This is a genomic window from Pseudomonas paralactis, from assembly GCF_001439735.1.
GTDB classification, from domain to species: Bacteria; Pseudomonadota; Gammaproteobacteria; order Pseudomonadales; family Pseudomonadaceae; genus Aquipseudomonas; species Aquipseudomonas paralactis.
Genome location: NZ_JYLN01000001.1, coordinates 214,494 through 234,450, shown reverse-complemented (window position 1 = coordinate 234,450; position 19,957 = coordinate 214,494). Strand labels below are relative to the sequence as shown.

Below are 19,957 nucleotides of genomic sequence, written 5' to 3'. Positions count from 1 at the left end.
GTTAGAAATCCTTGCGCAGTTGCACGCCGAAGTAACGTTCATCGTCACGGGGCACGGCGCGGTAGATGTAATTGCCGCCGCTGGCCAGCAGCGGTGAGTAGGATTTGTCGGCGAGGTTCTTCGCCAACAGCGCCACGCGCCAGCCAGCGGTGTAGTCGGCCAGGGCCACGCTGGCGTTCCAGATGCCGTACGCGCCTTGCTTGGTGTCCAGGTTCTGGCTGATGTCGTACTGCACTTCGCTCTGCCAGCTGTAGTCGGTGCCCAGTTCGACATCCAGGCCGTTATCCAGGGGGATGGTGTAGTCGGCGCGCACGTAGCTTTTCCAGTCCGGGCTGAATGGCAGTGGCTTGCCATTGACATTGCAGGTCGCCGCCGCACCCGCCGGGCAGGCAAATTCATCGATACGCGCTCGGGTATAGGCCAGGGCGCCGGAGAGCTTGAGTTGCCGGGTGGCCTGCAACGCATAATCGAGCTCGACGCCTTCGGTGCTGACGCGGCCGGCGTTGATCAGGCGCGTCACCACCTGGCCGGCGACGGTGTCAAAAAAGTTGGCCTGGTAGTTGTCGTAATCACTGTGGAACACCGCCAGGTTGGTGGTCAGGCGGTTGTTCCACGCGGTGGCCTTGATCCCGGCTTCCCAGGTGTTGGAAGTCTCCGGCTTGAGCGCCTCGGTGTCGCGCGGCTGCATGTTGAAGAACACGTTGTAGGCCGGGCCTTTATAGCCCCGCGAGTAGGTGAGGTAGCTGGTGACGGTGTCGCTGATGTCGTATTGCACGCCCAGCCGACCGGACCAACCGTCCTCGTCTACCGAGCCGGAACTCGACGTCGCCGGTTGAATGCCGCTGACGGTGGTGGCAGAGGTGGACACGCGGCGGTGGTCGTACTTCAAATCGTCATGGGTATAACGCAAGCCGGCGATGCCACGAAAGCGCGAGGTGAAGTTGAGCGTGGTCTCGCCGAACGCCGCGTAGCTGTCGCTGGTGGTGCTGTAGTCGGCGATACCACGGTCGGTGCGCGTGGTGGAAGTGAGGGTGCGCTGATAGGTTTCTTCGTCCTTGCCATGCATGTAGAACAGGCCACCGACGTACTCAAGCAATTCACCTTTGGGCGAGGCCAGGCGCAGCTCCTGGGAATACTGGTCGAACGCCAGGTCGCCTTTGTCGGCGGTGCCGGGGAAGGCGGCGGTGACGGTGCCGAGGCGGTCGCCGTCCTGGTATTGGGTGTTGTCCCAGCCGCGCCAGGCGGTGATCGAGGTCAGGGTGTAGTCGCCCAGGTTCCAGTCCAACTGTGCCGACAGGCCCTTGTTGGTGTCTTGCACATGGCTGCGGGTATCGGTGTTGATATCGCGCTTGTCGCTTGAGGCGCGCACCGGCCTCAAGGCATTGCTGAACGCCGGGTTCAGGGACTTGCTGACCACACCATTGGGCGCGTCATCGTGGGACTGCATGTAATCGGCGATCAGGGTCAGCTTCACGTCGTCGTTGGGCGTGAACTCCAGCTTGCCGCGAACGCCCTTGTGGTTGTAGCCATTGACCTCCTGGCCGTTATGGCGGTTGTCGACGTTGCCGTCGTAGCTGCCGAACAAGGTGCTGATCGAGCCTTTGAGTACCTCCGGTATCAGGCTGCCGCCGATGCCGAAGCGCGTGCGGCTTTCATTGCCGCTGTAGAACGATTGATCGATAAACCCGTGGGTCTGGGCCGTCGGCGCCTTGCTGGTGATATTCAGCACGCCGGCCGAGGCGTTCTTGCCGAACAGCGTGCCTTGCGGGCCGCGCAGTACTTCGATGCGCTCAAGGTCCAGCAGGTCGAGGGTGGCCTGGCCGGGGCGTGCATAGACCACGCCGTCGATCACCGTGGCCACAGTGGGCTCCACCCCTGGCGAGGTAGAAATGGTGCCCACGCCGCGCACGAACAGTGAGGTGTCCTTGTTCGACGCGCCGGTGCGAAAGTTCAGTGACGGCACCTGCTGCGCGATGCTCGCCACACCGTTGCGGTTATCGCGCTCCAGTTGTTCGCCATCAAGCACCGAGACGGCCACCGGGACTTTTTGCAGCGACTCTTCGCGGCGGGTAGCGGTAACCGTTATGGATTGGAGCGTGGGCTCTTGCTCGTCAGCTGCAACCGCGCCGCACACGGGCAGGGCGCAGAGGCCAGCCAGGAGCAACAAAGGGGTGTGCCGTGGAAAGTTATGCATGCTGTGCCCGCTCGAAAAAATACCCTGGTCCGCTGCGGTTCTGCGACCGTCAGCGCCTGTGAAAATGTCTTGGCATTCGCTCGAGCGAGTAGCAGACATTGCGCCTTGTTAGCGCTAACATCGGCATTATTGAAGGCGCGGATTTAGAGCGTCAAATACTAAAAAATTAGTTTTATATTCCTTTTTTATAGGTCTATTTCGTGAGCGAACACCCACCGCGCAAACGCCGGGGCGCCGGACGCGTCACCCTGAACACCGTGGCACGCCAGGCCGGGGTGTCGGCGATTACGGTGTCGCGTTACTTCAACCAGCCGGAGCAGGTCTCGCCCGAGCGCCGCGAGCGTATCGCCGAGGTGGTGGCGCAATTGGGGTATGTGCCCAATCTGGTGGCCGGTGGCTTGGCCTCTGCGCGAGGCAAAATCGTCGCGATGGTGATTCCGAATATCTCGGGGCCGATCTTTGCCAATACCTTGCAGGGCTTCAGCGATACCCTCAGCCGCCACGGTTATCAGCTGTTGCTGGCGTCCAGCTATTTCAGCGTCGAGCAAGAGGAAAGCGCGGTGCGCGCCTTTCTCGGCTGGTCGCCGGCCGCGCTGGTGCTGACCAGCCGCTTCCATAGCCCAGGCACGGAAAAGATGATCGCCGAAGTGGATATCCCAGTGGTGGAAACCTGGGACTACGTGCCGGAACGCGAGCCGTTGCAAGTGGGTTTTTCCCATTACCAAGTGGGGGTCACTGCTGCGCGCTACCTGCATGGCAAGGGCTATCGGCGTATCGCTTTCGTGCAGAACAGCGCGGCGGGGGATTTCAGCGCGCTGGAGCGCCGTGATGGTTTTACCGCCACCTTGAGCGAGCTGGGTGTGCAGCCCTGGGTCTTTGTCCCGGACGCCGACCGCGCGCCTTTCGAGGCGGGCAAGCAGGCCATGGAGGCGTTGATGGGGCAGGTCACCCGGCCCGACGCGATCTTCTTTGCCAACGACAACCTGGCTGCCGGCGGCTTGCTCGCCGGCCAACGCGCCGGGCTAAGCATCCCCCGGGACTGCGCCGTATTAGGCTTTGGCGATTACCCCTTCGCACAGATGTTGCTGCCCAGCCTCAGCACGATCCAGCCACCGGCCCTGCAGATTGGTGTATTAGCCGCCTCCCGCGTTCTGCAAAGTCTGGGTGTATTACCGATTGAGGGCGAAGTTGCACGCTTGAATCTCTTGCACTGTCAGTTAATTGAAAGGGAAAGTACCTAGTCATTACGGAGTATGGCTAAGTGCAACTAGTGGCTATTGGCTGCTAACGCTCTAAATCAGTGTATTTGGCAATGTTTTGTATTTAATTTCCCGCCAGCAGGAACTAGAGCTATAACTTCCAGTCGATACCCCCGGCTAACTTCTGCATCGGCTGTGGCGAACTAATGGCATTGTTCGGTAGTTCCAAATAGCCATACTTTTCGCAACGTTAGATATTCCTCAATGATGTCGCCAGCCCCCATCGATGCTTGCAAGATGCACATCCCGCACACCGACCAGGTGTGCGCGTGGCTGATGCAGCACGCCGGGCTGAAAACGCTGGATCTGGAACGCGCCCGGCGCTTATCCAGGGACCCTCTCGACCTGCTGGGTTTACTCACGCGCCTGGGTCTGGTGTCGGAAATCGAACTGGCCCGCGCCTGGGCCGATCTGCTGGCTGCGCCATTGCTGCCGGTCGACGCAGCGCCGCCGTTGCTCGACCCGTTGCCCGCCGTGACCGAGCGCTTCCTGCGTCACTACCACCTGGTGCCCATGGGCTGGGACGAGGGCGGCCTGCGCGTGCTGGCTGCCAACCCGACGCAGTTGTATCCGTTTCAGGCCCTGGCCTATGCCTGCCAAGTGCCTGTCTGGCTTGCCATCGGCGCGCATACCGATGTCGAGAGCCTGATCGAGCGTTACTACGGCCAGGGCCGTTCGGCCATGGGCACGCTGATCGAAAACCTCGATGAGCAGGGCGGCGCCCTCGAAGATATCGAGCACCTCAAAGACATGGCTTCCGAAGCGCCGGTGATTCGCCTGGTCAACCTGATCCTGCAACGCGCCGTGGAACAACGCGCCTCGGATATCCATATCGAACCCTTCGAAAACCAGTTCAAGGTGCGCTACCGCATCGACGGCGTGCTGCACGACGCCGAAGCGCCGCCCGCCAGTTCGTCGGCGGCGGTGATCTCGCGAGTGAAGATCATGGCGCGCCTGGATATTGCCGAGCGGCGCGTGCCCCAGGATGGGCGCATCATGCTGCGCATTCAGGGCAAGGCTTTGGATTTGCGGGTGTCTACGGTGCCCACCAGCTTCGGTGAGTCGGTGGTGATGCGCCTGTTGGACCGGCAAACCGTGCAGTTCGACTTTCCCTGCCTGGGTTTTGACGGCGAGCGCCTGGCAGCCTTCCTTGATCTGCTGGAGCGGCCCCACGGCATCCTGCTGGTCACCGGGCCCACCGGTTCGGGCAAAACCACCACGCTTTACACCGCCTTGTCGCGGCTCAATACCGCTGAACGCAAGATCATCACCGTGGAAGACCCGGTGGAATACCAGCTTGAAGGCATCAACCAGATCCAGGTCAAGCCCGCCATCGGCCTGGACTTTACCGCAGCGCTGCGCGCCATCGTGCGTCAGGACCCGGACGTGATCATGATCGGTGAAATCCGCGACCTGGAAACGTGCCGCATTGCCGTCCAGTCTTCACTCACCGGCCATCTGGTGCTCTCAACCCTGCACACCAACAGCGCGGCCGCGAGCATCACGCGCTTACTGGACATGGGCGTGGAAAGCTACCTGATCGCCTCCACCGTCAGTGGCATTCTCGCCCAGCGCCTGGTGCGGCGCCTGGACCCGGCCACGCGGGTTGCGTTCCAGGCGCCGCCTGCGCTGATCAAGGAGCATGGCCTGGATCGCCTGACCGAGCAGCGCCCGATTTTGCTGTATCACGGCGACTACCATGGCCGTAGCGCCCTCACCGAATTGCTGGTGATGAACGACGAGTTGCGCGGCCTGCTGATGGCCCACGCCGACGCCGCCACCCTTGAGCAGGCCGCGCGCCGCGGCGGTTTGCGCACCTTGTATGAAGACGGCTTGCGTCAGGCGCTGGCAGGTGTCACGTCCCTGGAAGAAGTGCTGCGTGTTACCCGTGGAGAGGACGCGTGAGGTTGTTCAAGTTCCGTGCTCTGGACAGCCAGGGCGCCGCTCAGAGCGGTACGCTGCAAGCTGCCGACCAGGCTGCCGCTGTCGCCGTCTTGCACCAGCGTGGCTGGTTGCTGTTGCATATCGAAACGGCGGGCAGTGCCTCGCTACGTCGGGTACGCGGGCCGTTGAAGGGCGCAGCGCTGGTGAGTTTCACCCAGCAACTGGCGACGCTGCTCGGCGCCGGTCAGCCCCTTGAACGCTCGTTGAACCTGCTGCTCAAACAACCCGGCCAACCTCAGGTACAGGCCTTGATCGAGCGTATCCGCGACCAAGTCAAGGCCGGCAAACCGCTGTCGGCGGCGCTTGAGCAAGAGGGCGACACGTTTTCACCGCTGTACCTGAGCATGGTGCGCGCCGGTGAAGCCGGTGGTGCGCTGGAAGACACCCTGCGCCAACTCAGCGACTACCTGGAGCGCAGCCAGCGACTGCGCGGCGAAGTAATCAACGCGTTGATCTACCCGGCGTTTCTGGTGGTGGGCGTACTGGGTTCCCTGGCGCTGTTGCTGGCCTATGTGGTGCCGCAATTTGTGCCGATTTTTCAGGACCTGGGCGTGCCGATTCCGCTGATCACTCAAGTGATCCTGGGGCTTGGGGAGTTTTTGTCGGCTTATGGCCTGGTGCTGTTGGCCGGGTTGGCGACCAGTGCAGGGATCCTGACGGCGCGCCTGCGCGAGCCCGGCCGCCGCGAACGCTACGACCGCCGCCTGCTGGGCATCCGTGTGGTCGGCCCGCTGCTGCAACGGGTGCAGGCCGCACGCCTGACCCGCACCCTCGGCACCTTGCTCAGCAATGGCGTGGCATTGCTGCCCGCGCTGGTGATCGCTCGGCAGGTCTGCAGCAACCATGCATTGCAGGCGCAAGTGGCGTCGGCGGCGCAACAGGTCAAAGGCGGCGGCACCCTGGCGGAGGCGTTTGGCAGCCAACCGCTGTTGCCGCAACTGGCTCTGCAAATGATCGAAGTCGGCGAACACGCCGGTGAACTGCCGGGCATGTTGCTCAAGGTCGCCGACATTTTCGACGTCGAGGCCAAGCGTGCTATCGACCGCCTGCTCGCTGCGCTGGTGCCGAGCCTGACCGTGATCATGGCGGTGCTGGTGGCGATCATCATGCTCGCGATCATGCTGCCGCTGATGAGCCTTACCAGCCATATATGAACCTTCATGGAGTGGAATCAATGAGAACCAGGCACCGCCAAAACGGCTTTACCCTGCTGGAAATGCTCGCGGTAATCGTGCTGCTGGGCATTGTCGCAACCATTGTGGTGCGCCAGGTCGGCGGCAATGTGGACAAGGGCAAATACGGCGCGGGCAAGGCGCAGTTGGCGAGCTTGAGTATGAAGATCGACAGCTACGCCCTGGATGTGGGAGCGCCGCCCAACACCCTGAAACAGTTGCTTGAAAAGCCCGCCAATGCGGCCAGCCGGGCGGGCCCCTATGCCAAGCCTTCGGAGTTGAAAGACCCGTTCGGCCACGGGTTCGGTTATCGCTTCCCCGGCCAGCACGGCGCCTTCGACCTGATCTTCTACGGCCAGGACGGTCAACCGGGCGGCGAGGGCTACAGTGCCGACCTGGGTAACTGGGAATAACCCGCCCATGAGCCAGCGCGGCTTTACCTTGCTGGAAATGCTGGTGGTCATTGTATTGATCGGCATTGCGGCCGCGTTGTTGGGGCTGGGTGTGCGCCAGGGGCTGCAAGTGGCCCAGGAGCGGCGCGTGGTGGGGCAGATGGTCGAGGCACTGCGCGCCACGCGGGCGGGTGCGATCGTCAGCGGCCAGGCGGCGCGTACCGAATTCGACCTGCAACGCCTGACATTTCGCGCCCCGGGGCGCGCGCCGCAACACTGGCAGGCACCGTTGCAGGTGACGCTGCACAGTGCCGAGCAGACGGGCGCCGCCGTGGTGTTCTACCCCGATGGCAGTTCCACCGGCGGCAACCTGCTGCTGGCCAGCGGCGCCCGGCGTTGGCGTATCGACATCGGCTGGCTCACCGGTAGCGTGCAGTCCAGGGCGCTGCCATGAAGCATCAGGCCGGTTTTACCCTGCTGGAAATGCTCGCCGCCCTGACGTTGATGGCGGTGTGCAGCAGTGTGTTGCTGGTTGCCTTTGGCCAGAGTGCGCGCTCGCTGGCCCAGGTCGCCCACAGTGACCGGCTGACCCAGGCGGCGCTCACGCTGCTGGACCAGGAAGCCGCCGGCCCATTGAGCGAAGGCACCTGGCAGGGCGAACTCGATGGTATCCATTGGCAATTGACCAGCACCCGGCAACAGCCCCATCTGTTTCGTCTGGACCTGAGCCTGCGGGAAGGCGCGCATCAGGCCCGCTTCAGCACCTTGAAGGCCCGCCTGTGAAGCGCCGCGAGCAGGGCTTCACCTTGCTGGAAATCCTCGTGGTGCTCAGCTTGCTTTCGATGTTGTTGTTGCTGGTTAGCGCTGCTTTGCTGGGTGCCAATCGTGCGGTGGCCAAAGCCCAGGGTTACACCGCCAACCTGGATGAAATGCGCACCGCTCAACAGTTTTTACGCACCGCGATCAGTGAGGCGTTGCCCCTGGACATCACTGAAGACGACAGCCAGGCCGAGGGTTTTTTTATCGGCACGGCTGAACGCGTGCAGTTTGTGGCGACCTTGCCCGGGGTGCTCGGCGGTGGCATCCAGCGCTTTACTTTGCAACGGGTAAAGCAGGATGTTCAGGTGACATTTTCGCAATCCGAGTCAGCTGCCAACGCCCAGCTCGCTGAACCGCAGGTGTTGCTGCATGACGTCCAGGCGCTGCAATTGAGTTATCGCGGTGTATCACCCTTGGGCCAGCCCACCGGCTGGTTGAGCGCATGGCCCTGGCCCAGGCGCTTGCCCGCCGCAGTACGCATCAACGCCAGCGTCAACGGGCCGGTGCCGTGGCTGACCCAAGTGATTGCCCTGCGCCTGAACCTCGGCAGCGCGAGCAGTGACCAGTGAAGCGCCAACGCGGAGCGGCGCTGTTGCTGGTGCTGTGGGCACTGGCCTTGCTTAGCCTGTTGCTCGGCGGCTTGGCTGGCTGGGTGCAACTGCAAAGTCGCCAGGCCCTGTGGTATCGCCAGCACACCCAGACGCTCCTGGCCGCCGAAGCCGGTATTGCCCAGGTCATGGCTGATCGGCACTGGGTGGCGGACGGGCGTGTCATCACGCTGATCTTCGACGACGCCGGCCTGCAGGTGCGCCTGCGCAGTGAGCGCGGCAAGCTGTACCTGGTTAACGCCGACCCCGAAGACTGGCTGCACCTGGCCCTGGCTTGCGGCGCTGATCCGGCCCAGGCCCGGCAACTGGTGCAGGCGCTTGAGGCTCGTCGCCATCAGGGCCTGGCGCCGTTTCGGGTGCTGGAAGAAGTGCGGCAGCTGCCCGGTATGACTCAGGCGCTGTACAGCCAATTGCTGCCGGAAATCACCTTGTGGAGCGACCTGGATCGACCCGATCCGGCATTTGCCAGCCCCTTGATGCGCAAGGCGTTAAACCTGCCACGCCAAAACGCCGAGGGTGCCGACCCCGGCCGGGTGCTGGAAATCGACAGCCGCGCCGAGCGCCCCGGCGGCTATCAGGCACGCCTGCAACTCACCGTCTTATTAAGCCCAGCGGAGGACCGTGCACAGCCCTATCGGGTGGTGCGGTGGCAAGAATGAATCGACTCGAACCTATCGCCCGCCAGTGGCGCGGCAGTCTGTTGCAACAAGGCTGGCGCCTGTGGCTCACGGAGCTGCGCGGCTGTGTGCCGAGCTGGCTGGCCCTGCAAGAGGCGCCTGAACAGGTGCATCACTGGCCGTTGACGGCGCCGGTTGTCCCCGGCAACGCCCGCCAGGTGCTGATGCTCGGCCCTGATGTGGTGCTGCAGCAACGCTTGCAATTGCCCCTGGCTGCCGCGCGCAACCTCACGGTGGTGGTCGGCTATGAACTGGACCGCTACACCCCGTTCGATGCAGAGCAGTTGTACTTCGTGGCGCGGCAGGAGCAACGCACATCCACCCATCTTGAGGTCACGCTGGTGGCGATCCTGCGCGAGCGTCTGGATCGGATTCTCAGCGACTGCGCTGCCCTCGGGCTGCACCCCCATCGCGTCGATGTGGCGGGCCTGGGCGTTGACCTGCTGCCGGCACCCTTACGCCCGCGCCAACGCCGCACCGGCAAGGATTTGCAGCGCAGCCTGCCATGGCTATGCGGCGCTTTGCTGATCGCCGCCATGTTGCTGTGGCTCAACGACCGCCAGCGCGTACTCGACGCCATGCACACCACCGTGCAGGAGCAAAAAGCCCAGGTCGCCCAGGTGCACGCCCTGCGCCAGCAACTGCTCAATACCCGCGGCGCGGCGCAGTACCTGACCCAGCGCAAACTCGCGCAACCGCCCCTGGCTGCGCTGCTCAATGACTTGACCACCTGCCTGCCCGCCGACACCTGGCTCGACCAATTGGACGTCAAGGGCACTGAGGTGACGTTCTCTGGCCAAAGCGCCAAGGCCAGCGGCCTGATTACTCGCATCAAAGGCTGCCGACGATTGGACAATGCCCAATTCGAAGGGGTCATTCAACCCGATGCGCGCACCGGCAAGGACCAGTTTGCCCTGCGCGCCCATTTACGCCCGGAGGCCGCCGATGCACCGACCCCTGACGCCCCGTGAACGTCGCGGCGCAGCCTTGTTGCTCCTGGCTGTGGTGCTCGGCGCGGCCTACTGGCTGTTGATCGACAGCTGGTTCGCCGGCCCGCTGCGCACCATGGGCGAACAGGCCCAACAGCTGCGTGAACAGCAGCAACGCTACGCCAGCGTGTTGCGCCAGGGCGATGCATTGCGCGAGCAGCTTGAGCAGGCGCGGCAAGACCCGGCCAGCAGCGCCAGCCTGTTGCCAGGCGATGACCCCGATGTGGTCGCCGCCGACCTGATGCAGCGCCTGGCCGACCTGATCAACAGCCACGCCAACCTTGGCGGCGGCTGTACCCTCACCCAGCGCAAGCCCATCACCACCGAACAGGACGACAGCGAGCCCTATCGGCAGGTCAAGGTCAGCCTCACGCTCAACTGCGCCATCGAACCGCTGACCGCAATCTTGCACGCGCTGGAATACCAGCCGCCGTTTCTGTTTGTTGATGAGTTGCGCATCCGCCGCAGCAAACAGGCACCGGCCACAGGTGGTGCGGGCAAGCTGGCGGTCCAACTGCTGGTGCGTGGCTACCTGCAACCGGCGCGGGTGGCGCCATGATCGGTGCACTGCGCCCCCTGGAGTGGGGCTTGCTCGGCTTGGCCGGGCTATTGGGCGTGCTGATGGCGGTGATCCTCAGCAGCATCGGTGATCAGCCACGATGGTTGCCGCAAGCGCCTGTGACGTCGCAGCCTGCCGTCACTGTGCAGGCCGCACCGGTGCCAGCGTTGCAAGCACTCGCCAGCACCTGGCAGACGCCGCTGTTCAGTCCCGATCGACGCCCGGACAGCGTGGTCGGCAAGACCCGGGTGGCGAGCCTGGCCAACCTGACCCTCAGCGGCATCATGATCACCGGCAACCTGCAAATGGCCATGCTCAAACACGCTGGCGGCCCACCCCTGACGGTGCGCCTGGGCCAGACGCTGCCCAACGGCTGGCGCCTGGAACACCTGACCCCGCAATACGCCCGTTTCGCCCTCAACGGGCGCACCCAGACCCTGAGCCTCTATGGCAAGCGGTTACCCCTGATTTCCCATCCCCGCGAGCCCCTCCCTTGATCGATATGCGCACTTCGCTGTTTTGCCTGGCCACTGCCGTTTCTCTGGGCGGCTGTGGATCCTTACCCGACCGCCTTGATCCGGACGACCAGCTGCTGAACGAGGCGCTGCAAGGCACCGGTTCGCAACGCCCGCTCAATGAGGAGCCTGCGATGCAAAGCCCTTTGCCCGCGGCGAAGTCGCCACCGCAGCGCCAGTTGATTCGTGGCAATCAGACGTTCGTACGTAAACCTGACGCGCCGGTGAAATCCGGTGAGGAGGGCGGCGACATTGTCTTCAACTTTCAGGGCCAGCCCATCGAAGCGGTGATCAACAGCGTGATGGGCGACCTGCTGCACGAGAACTACAGCATCGCCGAGGGCGTGAAGGGCAATGTCAGCTTCTCCACCTCCAAGCCGGTGGACAAGCAGCAGGCCCTGTCGATTCTCGAAACCCTGCTGTCCTGGACCGACAACGCCATGATCAAGCAGGGCAACCGCTACGTGATCCTACCGGCCAGCCAGGCGGTAGCGGGCAAGCTGGTGCCGCAGATACGCGTGGCGCAGCCCTCCAGCGGCCTCTCGGCGCGACTCTTCCCGCTGCGCTACATCTCGGCCACCGAGATGCAGAAACTGCTCAAGCCTTTCGCCCGAGAGAACGCGTTTCTGCTGGTCGACCCGGCGCGCAATGTACTGAGCCTGGCCGGCACCGCAGAAGAGCTGGCCAACTACCAGGACACCATCGACACCTTCGATGTGGACTGGCTCAAGGGCATGTCGGTGGCGGTCTTCGGCCTGCAACGCGCCTCGGTAGCCGAACTGATGCCCGAGCTGCAAGCCATGTTCGGCGCCGACAGCGGCACCCCCCTGGCGGGCATGTTGCGGTTTTTGCCGGTCGAGCGCACCAACTCGGTAGTCGCGATTTCGTCTCAGCCCGAGTACCTCAGCGAGGTGGGTGACTGGATCCGCACCATCGACGAAGGCGGCGGCAATGAGCCGCAGATGTATGTGTACGACGTGCGCAATATGAAGGCCGCCGACCTGGCCAAATACCTGCGGCAGATCTACGGCAATGGCGCGATCAAGGACGACGCACCGGCCAAGGTCGCGCCAGGGTTGCGTACCACCACCTTGTCCTCGTCTACCAGCGCAGGGTTGCAGGCCAATGTCCCAGCGCCAGCCCCCGACGAAGCCGAATCCGAACCCGCCGACAACACCCAGACGCCCGCCACCAGCGATCTCGAAGCCGGCACCCGCATCACCGCGCAAAAGAGCAGCAACCAACTGCTGGTACGCACTCGCCCGGCGCAATGGAAAGAGATCGAAGCGGCGATCAAACGCTTGGATAACCCACCGCTGCAAGTGCAGATCGAGACCCGCATCCTGGAGGTCAAGCTCACCGGTGAACTGGACCTGGGCGTGCAATGGTACCTCGGCCGCCTGGCCGGCAATTCCACCAGCACCACGGTGGCCAACGCCTCCGGCAGCCATGGCGCCCTGGGCGGTGGCGGGGCGGGGCTGGGGGCGGCGGATTCGTTGTTCTACTCCTTTGTCAGCTCCAACCTGCAAGTGGCCTTGCACGCCCTGGAAACCAACGGCCGTACCCAGGTGCTGTCGGCGCCGTCGCTGGTGGTGATGAATAACCAGCCGGCGCAGATCCAGGTGGGGGATAACATTCCCATCAGCCAGACCACCGTCAACACCGGTGACGCCGACACCACCTTGAGCAGTGTCGAATATGTACAGACCGGGGTGATCCTGGATGTGGTGCCGCGCATCAATCCGGGCGGGCTGGTGTACATGGATATCCAGCAGCAGGTCAGTGATGCCCAGAACCCGGCGGGCAGCAGTGAGACGCCGGTGAACCCGCGCATTTCCACGCGTTCGGTATCGACCCAGGTGGCGGTGCAGAGTGGGCAGACGGTGTTGCTCGGCGGGTTGATCAAGCAAGACAATGCCGAGAGCGTCAGTGCCGTGCCTTACCTGGCGAAGATACCGGGGTTGCGGTGGCTGTTTGGCAACACTGGCAAGTCCAGGGACCGTACGGAGTTGATTGTATTGATCACGCCGAGGGTGATTACCAGCAGCAGCCAGGCACGGCAGGTGACGGATGACTATCGCCAGCAGATGCAGTTGTTGCGACCCGGCCAATAAGCCCTCTCCCACATTTTTATCCAGCACTGAAGTACAGACGGTTCCAGTGGCTGGCGTCGGTGAACGTGGAGGTGATTGCTCCCCGGGCGCTGAGATGACAGGCGTTACTCTGCGGCGTGAAGCCTTTGCTCTGTCGCCCGATCGATCAACGCCCGCAGCGCTTCGAACAAGGGTTCGGCATCCGTGTGTTTTTTGCCGTAGGCCAGGTTGAAGGCGTAATCGAAGTCGGGCGGGTTCAGCCCCTGGGTGTGCTGCAGCAGAGTCTCAAGTTTGTCCATGGCCTTGACGGCTTTTGCTTCCGGCGAAAGCGCGTTCTCGTAGTCATCCCACAACGTCAGGATCTCGGCTTTCAGGGGGCTGTCCAGGGACTGCGCCAAGAGCAGCAGATCGCGCCGTTCCTGTTCGCCCTTGTTGGGGAAGGCCGCCTGGCTAACTGCCGGAATATCCCCGTGGATGGCTTCGCCCAAATCATGGATAACGCACATCTTGAGGATTTTCAGCAGGTCCAGGCCGGGCAATTGATCGGCGAACACCATCGCCATCAGACACAGGCGCCAGCTGTGTTCGGCCGTGCTTTCAGTGCGGCCCGAAGCCGTGTGGGCACTTCTGAGCACATCCTTGAGTTTTTCCGCCTCGCGCAGAAAATCGAGACGGCCTTTGATTTTTTCCATGTCCATGCTGCTGCCCCGCAAGGTCGATTGTGCAGGTAAGCCTAGGTGCGGGAGTGCAGATCGTCCACGCATAAAATATGCGCGGCGGGCTTTAGAGTGTTTCGACCAGGCGTGCTGCGCTGCCATCGCTCAGGGTCATGCGTGTCCAACGACACAGGCTTGGGTGGATGGGCACGAGGTTGGAATCGTTGCTTCCAGTGGCGAACTCAAGAGCCGGTGGCGCCTGGGTTTCGCGCCAGCCGGTGTGCTCCAGGCTGGCTTCGATCAGTTGGATTTGCGGTGTTGCGAGGCGCCACAACGACTGGCCCATAAGCTCGGCGAGCGGGCTGCTGAACTGGCGTGCGCGGGAGGGCGAGCACGCGAGCAGGCGGTGCGTCAGGTCGCACACCAGATGCATGGCTTGCGAGCTCTCACTGACCAGCCGAGCCAATGCCTGATCGGCGGCTGCATCAAGCCGGGCTGCCAACAACTGCTCAAGCTGCTGGTGCGCGGCCGGATCCATCGCTTGTACGCCACTTTCCCAGCGCGAAACAGTCGATTGCGTGACGTTGAACAACTGCGCTGTATGACTTTGCTTGATGCGGTGCAGCAAACGCCATCGCCGCATCGCAACGCCGGGCAAGGCAGGCTTGAGCAACGAGTGAGGCATTCGTGATTCCTGAGTCGGCGGCTGGATGACGAGTGTGATGACAAGAGGGCCATGGTGCAAATGAGTGGGATGAACGGCTCTCGGTTTTCTAATGTGGGAGGGGGCTACTCTCTATTCCTGCAACAACAATGCCTGCTGCTTGAGCCTGCGCTTCTGCGCAAACGGCAACTTCTCATCGTCCCCATACGGCGCGCTGTACCAGTTGCCGTAGCTCGGATTTGGCAGCAGGAACCAGCGCTGCCCCAGCCAGTTCACATAGGGTTCGACGGCCTTGCGCTGCGCAGCCAGGGTGTTGTGTTCGGCCTGCACGAAATCTCCCAGCGAGTCACCGGCCATCAACAACACGCGGGCTTGGCTGGCGACCCACTGGCGACGGCAGTTCTTGCCATAGCCAGCGCTTTCGCAATGGCCGATGGGGGTGCTGGCCGCCAGGATCTGTGCGTCGCTCTCTATCGGAAAGCCGCGCAAACGCAGGTTTTTGGCCGTGGCCGCGACCTGGCTGTGCTCGCGGTTGGTGAGGTAATACACCTTGATGCCTTTTTGCCTGGCCGTTTGCAGGAACGCCACGGAACCCGGTAGTGCCTCGGCCTTGGCCTGCTCGACCCAGGTATTCCAGCGATCGTAGGAATAGACCTGATTGTTGATGATGTCGCGAGCGTTGAGCGGCACGTTGTCCAACAGCGTCTCGTCGATATCCACAATCACCGCCGGCGGCAGGCCGGCCAGCTTGCGCGCAGGTAAAGGCAGTGCGTCCCAGTTGGGGTCGGCCAGCGCTACATCGAGTTGGCGGGTGGCGTTGGCGAAGAGCTGGCGGTAGATCATCTCGTGCTCGATGGACGTCTGGGTCCAGAGCACGGCGTCGAGTTGGTCGTTGGCCGGTGGGTGTTGCTGGCAGCCCGCAAGGGCCGTGGTAAGCAAACAGAGGCTGGCGAAGAACAGGGTGCGCATGGGACTGGGTCTCGAAGATCGTCGGGCGTGGTCAGCACAGTAGTCTAATTCACGGCGCGCAACTCAGTGCGATTTCAGAATCTTCTTAGAGCCACGCCTTACCCTGGGCGGGTAGTGTGTGCTGCGTTGAGTGATCCACGTTGATGCCCACCTGCCAGGTTTGCCTATGCCTAATAAAGCGTTACGTTTTTTGATCGCCGATGGTGAGCATCTGGAGCGCAACAAGATCGAGAAAATGCTCAATCAGTTGGGTTATTACCGGATCGCCCCCTTGAGTTCGTTCGACGAGGTTCAGGCGTTGACGCGCGCAGGCGGCGTGACATTCGACTTATTGATCATCAACACCACACTGGTACGCTCGCGGCAGATCGACCTGCTCAACTACTGCCGTGACAACCCCATGATCCGCCACGCGCTGATCTATGACGGGCAATGTGCACAGCGCTCGGTGGTGTCGGTATCGGCCAGGCAGACGCTGCATCTGCCCCTGTCGCAATCACCGGATTTCATCTCACTGTGCCGCTGCCTGGAGATGCTCGACCCGGCGGCCATGGCGCGTGCCGCCGGGATGTCGCGCGAACATTGATCTGCGTGTCACGTACCAACACATGAAAGATCATGTCGGCCATGAACGGCGGCAGCGCACGATAGCAAATCAACCTTGCCCATCGCCCTTGCGCGCATCCATAGTCTTTTGATGCTCGGCCAGGAACGGCTGCTCGGCCGGATCAAAACGATCGATCCCGGCCGTAAAGCGATGCCAGTAGGGATACAACGGCTGACGACGGGTGACCGCCTCGATACGTGACGACTGTGCCTCGGTCAGCTTCAGCTCAGTCGCGGCGAGGTTGTCACGCAGGTGCTCTTCGGTACGCGCACCGACGATCAACGAGGTGATCCCCGGGCGATCCTTGAGCCAGGCCAGGCAGGTGCGGGCGACCGAGACGCCGTGCTCGTCACCGACGGCGGCGAGGGTTTCGATAATGTCCAGAGCGCGCTCACGGTCATGCACATAGGGCTCCGGCCAGCCGCTGCCCTGGCGCGTATTGGCCGGCGGCTGGTGCCCGCGGCGAGTCGAGCCGGTCAGCAAGCCTTCGCCCATCGGGCCCCACACCAACGTGCCGACCTGCTGGTCCAGGGCCAGCGGCAGCAACTCATACTCGGCTTCGCGGGACTCCGGCGTGTAATAGATCTGCTGGGTGATGGGCTTGAGCATGCCGTGCAGTTCGGCCTTACCCAGGGTTTTCATCATCTGCCAGGCGGTAAAGTTGCTGGTGCCGAAGTAGCGGATCTTGCCCGAGCCGACCAACAGACGCAGCGCTTCGAGGGTTTCTTCGATCGGCGTCATGCCGTCCCAGTTATGCACTTGGTACAGGTCGATATGGTCGGTGCCCAAGCGCTTCAGGCTGGCCTCACAGGCGCGAACCAGGTGGTAGCGCGATGAGCCGGAATTGTTTGGGTTCTGGTCCACCGGGCTGCGGCCCTTGGTCGCCAGCAGAATGTCGTTGCGCTTGTCGCCAAGGGCCTTGCCGACCACTTCTTCGGCCAGGCCATGGGAATAAAGGTCGGCCGTGTCGACCATATTCACCCCGGCATCGAACGCGATATCGAACATGCGCCTGGCCAAGGGCACGTCCACCGCGCCGCACTTTTCGAACTCTGCCCGACCGCCAAAGGGCACGGTCCCCAGGATGATTTCCGAGACCAGCAGGCCGGAATGACCCAGTTGTCGGTATTGCATATCGCCTCCTACTTAACGTTGCACGTGAAGGTGTGAACGATGGGGAGGGCGATAGTTTGAATTTTTTTATGAACGCATTCGCTCCCAGCGTGAGGCGGCTTCAATGAAGGATTGTTTCATTGGGTGAAATGCTGGATTGTTATTTCTGGTCATTCCGCCGAATAAGGCAGCAGTGGAATATGCCTGGCGTCGCTACCTTTTCCTTTGGAGCTTTACATGACCCAGTCCGCGATCAAACTTTACGGTTTTCCCCTGTCCGGTCACTCCCACCGAGTCGAGCTGATGCTGTCTCTGCTGGGCTTGCCGAGCGAATTCATCCTCGTGGACCTCAAACAGGGCGCCCATAAAGCACCTGAGTTCCTCGCCAACCTCAACAGCTTCGGCCAGGTGCCGGTGATCGACGACGGCGGCACGGTGCTGGCCGACTCCAACGCGATCCTGGTTTATCTCGCCACTGTCTACGGCAACGGCGAATGGTTGCCCAGCGATCCGACTGGCCAAGCGCGGGTACAACGCTGGCTGTCGGCCGCCGCCGGTCAACTCCATGCCGGGCCTGCCACGGCGCGCTTGGCCACGGTGTTTGGCGCTGAGGTGGATACTGTCAGCGCAATCAAGCGTGCCCATGCCTTGCTGAGCGTGATGGAGCAGCAACTGAAGCAGAGCCGTTTTCTTGCCAGTGAGCAGCCCAGCATTGCCGACATCGCGTTCTACACCTACGTGGCCCATGCGCCGGAAGGCAATGTGTCGCTGGCCGACTACCCTAAGGTTCGTGCCTGGCTCGCCAGCATCGAAGCCTTGCCGGGGTTTGTCGGTATGCCGCGCACGGCAGTGGGGCTGCAATCGCAATAACAACCGAGGGGCGCCAATGGATCGATTTCATGAGATGCAGGTGTTTCTGGCCGTGGCCGAGGAGGAGGGTTTTGCCGCTGCTGCGCGCCGCCTGAAAACCTCGCCCCCCAGCGTGACTCGCGCCATTGCCGCTATGGAGCAGCGCATCGGTACGCAGCTGCTGGCCCGCACTACGCGCAGCCTGCACTTGACCGAAGCCGGCCAGCGTTACCTGGAAGATTGCCGACGCATCCTTGCCGAGTTGGACGAGGCCGAAGAAGCGGCGGCGGGCAGTTACTCCATCCCGGGCGGTCAGTTGACGGTGACCGCACCGGTGTTGTTTGGCGAACTGTATGTGGCGCCGGTGCTGGGGGATTATCTGGACCGTTTTCCCTTGGTAAATATCAACGCCTTGCTGGTTGATCGGGTGGTCAATATGACCGACGAAGGTGTCGACGTGGCGGTGCGCATCGGCCACCTGCAGCAATCCGGTCAGCAAGCGATCAAGGTCGGCGAAGTGCGACGGGTGGTGTGCGCATCGCCGGCGTACCTCGACCAGCACGGGCGCCCCCAGCGGCCTGAGCAGTTGTGTGAGGCTAAGCTCGTCACCTCATCCTCCAGCCAACTGGTCAGTGAGTGGGCATTCATTGACGCCGGCCAGCCGCTGAAGGTACCGATCGAGCCACGCCTGGTGGTCACGGCCAACAATGCCGCGATCAACCTGGCGCGTCTGGGCTGGGGGATGACGCGGGTGCTGTCCTATCAAGTCGCAGCAGCGGTGGCGGCGGGTGAGCTGGAGCTGGTGCTGGAAGATTTCGAACCAGCGCCGCTGCCGATCCACGTGGTGTTCCAGCAAAACGGCCGCGTACCGGCCAAGGTTAATACCTTTGTGGATTTCCTCAGTCAGCGCCTCGGGCAGGACGCGGCCCTGAACCCGGCGACGAAGCAGCGCGCCTGATGGAGCGTTATCGCGATATGCAGCTGTTTGCCGCGCTGGCCGGGCAACCCAGCCTGGCCTCGGCGGCGCGCCATGCGCAGGTCTCCGGCCCGACCCTGGTTCGTGCAGTTGCGCGCCTGGAGGCACGCCTGCATGTGGTGTTGCTGCATCGCAGTACCCGCGGCGTCAGCCTGAGCGACGCAGGCCAGGCTTACCTTGCCGACTGCGTGCGTCTGCTGGCTGCGTTGGACGCGGCCGAGGCCTCGGCCAAAGGTTTGCATGTGCAGGCCCAGGGCGACCTGCGGATATTTGTGCCGTTACTGTTCAGTCGCTATGTCATGGCGCCGCTGTTGGCCGATTATGCGGATCGCTACCCGGCGGTGCGTGTTATCGCTCATTACCACGACTATTATCCGAACCTGCACGTAGAGGGGTTGGACGTAGCGGTGCTGATCGGTGAGTTGCCCAACTCGTCACTCATTGCGCGGCAAGTCGGGCAGGTGCGCACTGTCGTCTGTGCCAGCCCCGCTTACTTGGCGACCCGGGGCGAACCCCGGCATCCGGCTGAACTCAAGCAGCATCATCTGATTGCCAGCGCCGACCCGGTGCATTGGGATTTCCCGCATTACACCCTCAAGGCCCGCGCCCGGTTGAGTTGCGCCACTGTCCAAGGCGCGATCAATGCGGCGGTGCAGGGGGCGGGCGTGATTCGAGCCTTGAGTTACCCGCTGCACGAACACCTGGCGAGCGGCCAGTTGCAGCGCCTGTTGCCTACCTTCGAGTTGCCGCCGCAGCCGGTGCATGTGGTCTACCGCGAAGGCCGTCATGCGTCGATGCGCGTGCGCAGCTTTGTCGACTACTGCGTCACCGCGATGCGCGAGCATCCGGCGTTTCAGTTGGCGTAATAGTGGATTGCCCAGGGTGGGCGTTCTCTCTATCAC

21 protein-coding genes are annotated in these 19,957 nt (G+C 62.7%); 16 read left to right on the top strand and 5 right to left on the bottom strand.

Features of this window, described 5'->3' with window-relative positions:
- Position 1: 1 nt before the first annotated feature.
- Positions 2–2,194: a TonB-dependent receptor gene (locus TX23_RS01015; RefSeq protein ID WP_057700644.1), complete on the bottom strand. Its 2,193-nt coding sequence runs from the start codon at positions 2,192–2,194 to the stop codon at positions 2–4.
- Positions 2,195–2,394: 200 nt separating this feature from the next.
- Here TX23_RS01015 and TX23_RS01010 point away from each other — a divergent pair, with 200 nt between their 5' ends.
- The 12 genes from TX23_RS01010 (at position 2,395) to gspD (ending at position 13,242) form a co-directional block, all read left to right on the top strand.
- Positions 2,395–3,435 (top strand): LacI family DNA-binding transcriptional regulator, encoded by a 1,041-nt coding sequence (locus TX23_RS01010; protein ID WP_057700643.1) that lies wholly within the window; start codon positions 2,395–2,397, stop codon positions 3,433–3,435.
- 225 nt (positions 3,436–3,660) lie between these two features.
- The gene (locus tag TX23_RS01005; protein WP_057701126.1) at positions 3,661–5,358 is read left to right on the top strand and encodes a GspE/PulE family protein; all 1,698 of its coding nucleotides are present in this window, start codon (positions 3,661–3,663) and stop codon (positions 5,356–5,358) included.
- Positions 5,355–6,551, top strand: a complete 1,197-nt coding sequence (gene gspF, locus TX23_RS01000) for a type II secretion system inner membrane protein GspF (RefSeq protein WP_057700642.1) — start codon at positions 5,355–5,357, stop codon at positions 6,549–6,551. The genes TX23_RS01005 and gspF overlap by 4 nt, the downstream gene beginning before the upstream one ends.
- Before the next feature lie 20 nt (positions 6,552–6,571).
- Complete coding sequence (gene gspG, locus TX23_RS00995) at positions 6,572–6,982, top strand: type II secretion system major pseudopilin GspG (RefSeq protein ID WP_087149468.1); 411 nt, start codon at positions 6,572–6,574, stop codon at positions 6,980–6,982.
- A gap of 7 nt (positions 6,983–6,989) precedes the next feature.
- Entirely contained in the window at positions 6,990–7,415 is a 426-nt protein-coding gene (locus TX23_RS00990) for a type II secretion system protein (protein WP_057700640.1), read from the top strand.
- Positions 7,412–7,744, top strand: a complete 333-nt coding sequence (locus TX23_RS00985; RefSeq protein WP_057700639.1) for a type II secretion system protein — start codon at positions 7,412–7,414, stop codon at positions 7,742–7,744. Before TX23_RS00990 ends, TX23_RS00985 begins: the two co-directional genes overlap by 4 nt.
- Positions 7,741–8,349 (top strand): prepilin-type N-terminal cleavage/methylation domain-containing protein, encoded by a 609-nt coding sequence (locus TX23_RS00980; protein ID WP_057700638.1) that lies wholly within the window; start codon positions 7,741–7,743, stop codon positions 8,347–8,349. The genes TX23_RS00985 and TX23_RS00980 overlap by 4 nt, the downstream gene beginning before the upstream one ends.
- Entirely contained in the window at positions 8,346–9,047 is a 702-nt protein-coding gene (locus TX23_RS00975) for a hypothetical protein (protein WP_057700637.1), read from the top strand. Before TX23_RS00980 ends, TX23_RS00975 begins: the two co-directional genes overlap by 4 nt.
- Positions 9,044–10,036: a type II secretion system protein GspL gene (locus TX23_RS00970; protein WP_057700636.1), complete on the top strand. Its 993-nt coding sequence runs from the start codon at positions 9,044–9,046 to the stop codon at positions 10,034–10,036. Before TX23_RS00975 ends, TX23_RS00970 begins: the two co-directional genes overlap by 4 nt.
- Positions 10,011–10,613, top strand: coding sequence for a type II secretion system protein GspM (gene gspM / locus TX23_RS00965; RefSeq protein ID WP_057700635.1), 603 nt, complete (start codon positions 10,011–10,013; stop codon positions 10,611–10,613). The genes TX23_RS00970 and gspM overlap by 26 nt, the downstream gene beginning before the upstream one ends.
- On the top strand, positions 10,610–11,110 hold the full coding sequence (locus tag TX23_RS00960; RefSeq protein ID WP_057700634.1) for a hypothetical protein: 501 nt from the start codon (positions 10,610–10,612) through the stop codon (positions 11,108–11,110). Before gspM ends, TX23_RS00960 begins: the two co-directional genes overlap by 4 nt.
- A gap of 5 nt (positions 11,111–11,115) precedes the next feature.
- Complete coding sequence (gene gspD / locus TX23_RS00955) at positions 11,116–13,242, top strand: type II secretion system secretin GspD (protein ID WP_057700633.1); 2,127 nt, start codon at positions 11,116–11,118, stop codon at positions 13,240–13,242.
- A gap of 104 nt (positions 13,243–13,346) precedes the next feature.
- Here the strand turns inward: gspD and TX23_RS00950 are convergent, their stop codons facing one another.
- The 3 genes from TX23_RS00950 to TX23_RS00940 form a co-directional block, all read right to left on the bottom strand.
- Positions 13,347–13,919, bottom strand: coding sequence for an HD domain-containing protein (locus TX23_RS00950; RefSeq protein WP_057700632.1), 573 nt, complete (start codon positions 13,917–13,919; stop codon positions 13,347–13,349).
- A gap of 85 nt (positions 13,920–14,004) precedes the next feature.
- On the bottom strand, positions 14,005–14,562 hold the full coding sequence (locus TX23_RS00945) for a helix-turn-helix domain-containing protein (protein WP_057700631.1): 558 nt from the start codon (positions 14,560–14,562) through the stop codon (positions 14,005–14,007).
- A gap of 111 nt (positions 14,563–14,673) precedes the next feature.
- Positions 14,674–15,510 carry a 5'-nucleotidase, lipoprotein e(P4) family gene (locus tag TX23_RS00940; RefSeq protein ID WP_057700630.1) on the bottom strand — a complete coding sequence of 279 codons (837 nt, stop codon included), beginning with the start codon at positions 15,508–15,510 and terminating at the stop codon, positions 14,674–14,676.
- Between the two features lie 166 nt (positions 15,511–15,676).
- Between TX23_RS00940 and TX23_RS00935 the strand changes: the two genes are divergently transcribed.
- On the top strand, positions 15,677–16,096 hold the full coding sequence (locus TX23_RS00935) for a response regulator (RefSeq protein WP_057700629.1): 420 nt from the start codon (positions 15,677–15,679) through the stop codon (positions 16,094–16,096).
- 69 nt (positions 16,097–16,165) lie between these two features.
- Here TX23_RS00935 and TX23_RS00930 read toward each other — a convergent pair whose 3' ends face one another.
- Entirely contained in the window at positions 16,166–17,251 is a 1,086-nt protein-coding gene (locus TX23_RS00930) for an aldo/keto reductase (protein WP_057700628.1), read from the bottom strand.
- Positions 17,252–17,467: 216 nt separating this feature from the next.
- Between TX23_RS00930 and TX23_RS00925 the strand changes: the two genes are divergently transcribed.
- Genes TX23_RS00925 through TX23_RS00915 form a run of 3 tightly spaced genes read left to right on the top strand, consistent with a single transcriptional unit; the run spans position 17,468 to position 19,921 of the window.
- Positions 17,468–18,100, top strand: a complete 633-nt coding sequence (locus tag TX23_RS00925) for a glutathione S-transferase family protein (protein ID WP_057700627.1) — start codon at positions 17,468–17,470, stop codon at positions 18,098–18,100.
- Positions 18,101–18,116: 16 nt separating this feature from the next.
- Entirely contained in the window at positions 18,117–19,037 is a 921-nt protein-coding gene (locus TX23_RS00920) for a LysR family transcriptional regulator (protein ID WP_057700626.1), read from the top strand.
- A complete protein-coding gene (locus TX23_RS00915) occupies positions 19,037–19,921 on the top strand; it encodes a LysR family transcriptional regulator (RefSeq protein ID WP_057700625.1) in 885 nt (294 codons plus the stop codon). The genes TX23_RS00920 and TX23_RS00915 overlap by 1 nt, the downstream gene beginning before the upstream one ends.
- The last annotated feature ends 36 nt before the right edge of the window (positions 19,922–19,957 follow it).

Bases quoted from the DNA above. Each gene is read 5' to 3' on its own strand.
- TX23_RS01015 (WP_057700644.1), bottom strand. From the start codon at position 2,194: ATGCATAACTTTCCACGGCACACCCCTTTGTTGCTCCTGGCTGGCCTC.
- TX23_RS01005 (WP_057701126.1), top strand. From the start codon at position 3,661: ATGTCGCCAGCCCCCATCGATGCTTGCAAGATGCACATCCCGCACACC.
- gspG (WP_087149468.1), top strand. From the start codon at position 6,572: ATGAGAACCAGGCACCGCCAAAACGGCTTTACCCTGCTGGAAATGCTC.
- TX23_RS00990 (WP_057700640.1), top strand. From the start codon at position 6,990: ATGAGCCAGCGCGGCTTTACCTTGCTGGAAATGCTGGTGGTCATTGTA.
- TX23_RS00985 (WP_057700639.1), top strand. From the start codon at position 7,412: ATGAAGCATCAGGCCGGTTTTACCCTGCTGGAAATGCTCGCCGCCCTG.
- TX23_RS00970 (WP_057700636.1), top strand. From the start codon at position 9,044: ATGAATCGACTCGAACCTATCGCCCGCCAGTGGCGCGGCAGTCTGTTG.
- gspM (WP_057700635.1), top strand. From the start codon at position 10,011: ATGCACCGACCCCTGACGCCCCGTGAACGTCGCGGCGCAGCCTTGTTG.
- TX23_RS00960 (WP_057700634.1), top strand. From the start codon at position 10,610: ATGATCGGTGCACTGCGCCCCCTGGAGTGGGGCTTGCTCGGCTTGGCC.
- gspD (WP_057700633.1), top strand. From the start codon at position 11,116: ATGCGCACTTCGCTGTTTTGCCTGGCCACTGCCGTTTCTCTGGGCGGC.
- TX23_RS00950 (WP_057700632.1), bottom strand. From the start codon at position 13,919: ATGGACATGGAAAAAATCAAAGGCCGTCTCGATTTTCTGCGCGAGGCG.
- TX23_RS00945 (WP_057700631.1), bottom strand. From the start codon at position 14,562: ATGCCTCACTCGTTGCTCAAGCCTGCCTTGCCCGGCGTTGCGATGCGG.
- TX23_RS00940 (WP_057700630.1), bottom strand. From the start codon at position 15,510: ATGCGCACCCTGTTCTTCGCCAGCCTCTGTTTGCTTACCACGGCCCTT.
- TX23_RS00935 (WP_057700629.1), top strand. From the start codon at position 15,677: ATGCCTAATAAAGCGTTACGTTTTTTGATCGCCGATGGTGAGCATCTG.
- TX23_RS00930 (WP_057700628.1), bottom strand. From the start codon at position 17,251: ATGCAATACCGACAACTGGGTCATTCCGGCCTGCTGGTCTCGGAAATC.
- TX23_RS00925 (WP_057700627.1), top strand. From the start codon at position 17,468: ATGACCCAGTCCGCGATCAAACTTTACGGTTTTCCCCTGTCCGGTCAC.
- TX23_RS00920 (WP_057700626.1), top strand. From the start codon at position 18,117: ATGGATCGATTTCATGAGATGCAGGTGTTTCTGGCCGTGGCCGAGGAG.
- TX23_RS00915 (WP_057700625.1), top strand. From the start codon at position 19,037: ATGGAGCGTTATCGCGATATGCAGCTGTTTGCCGCGCTGGCCGGGCAA.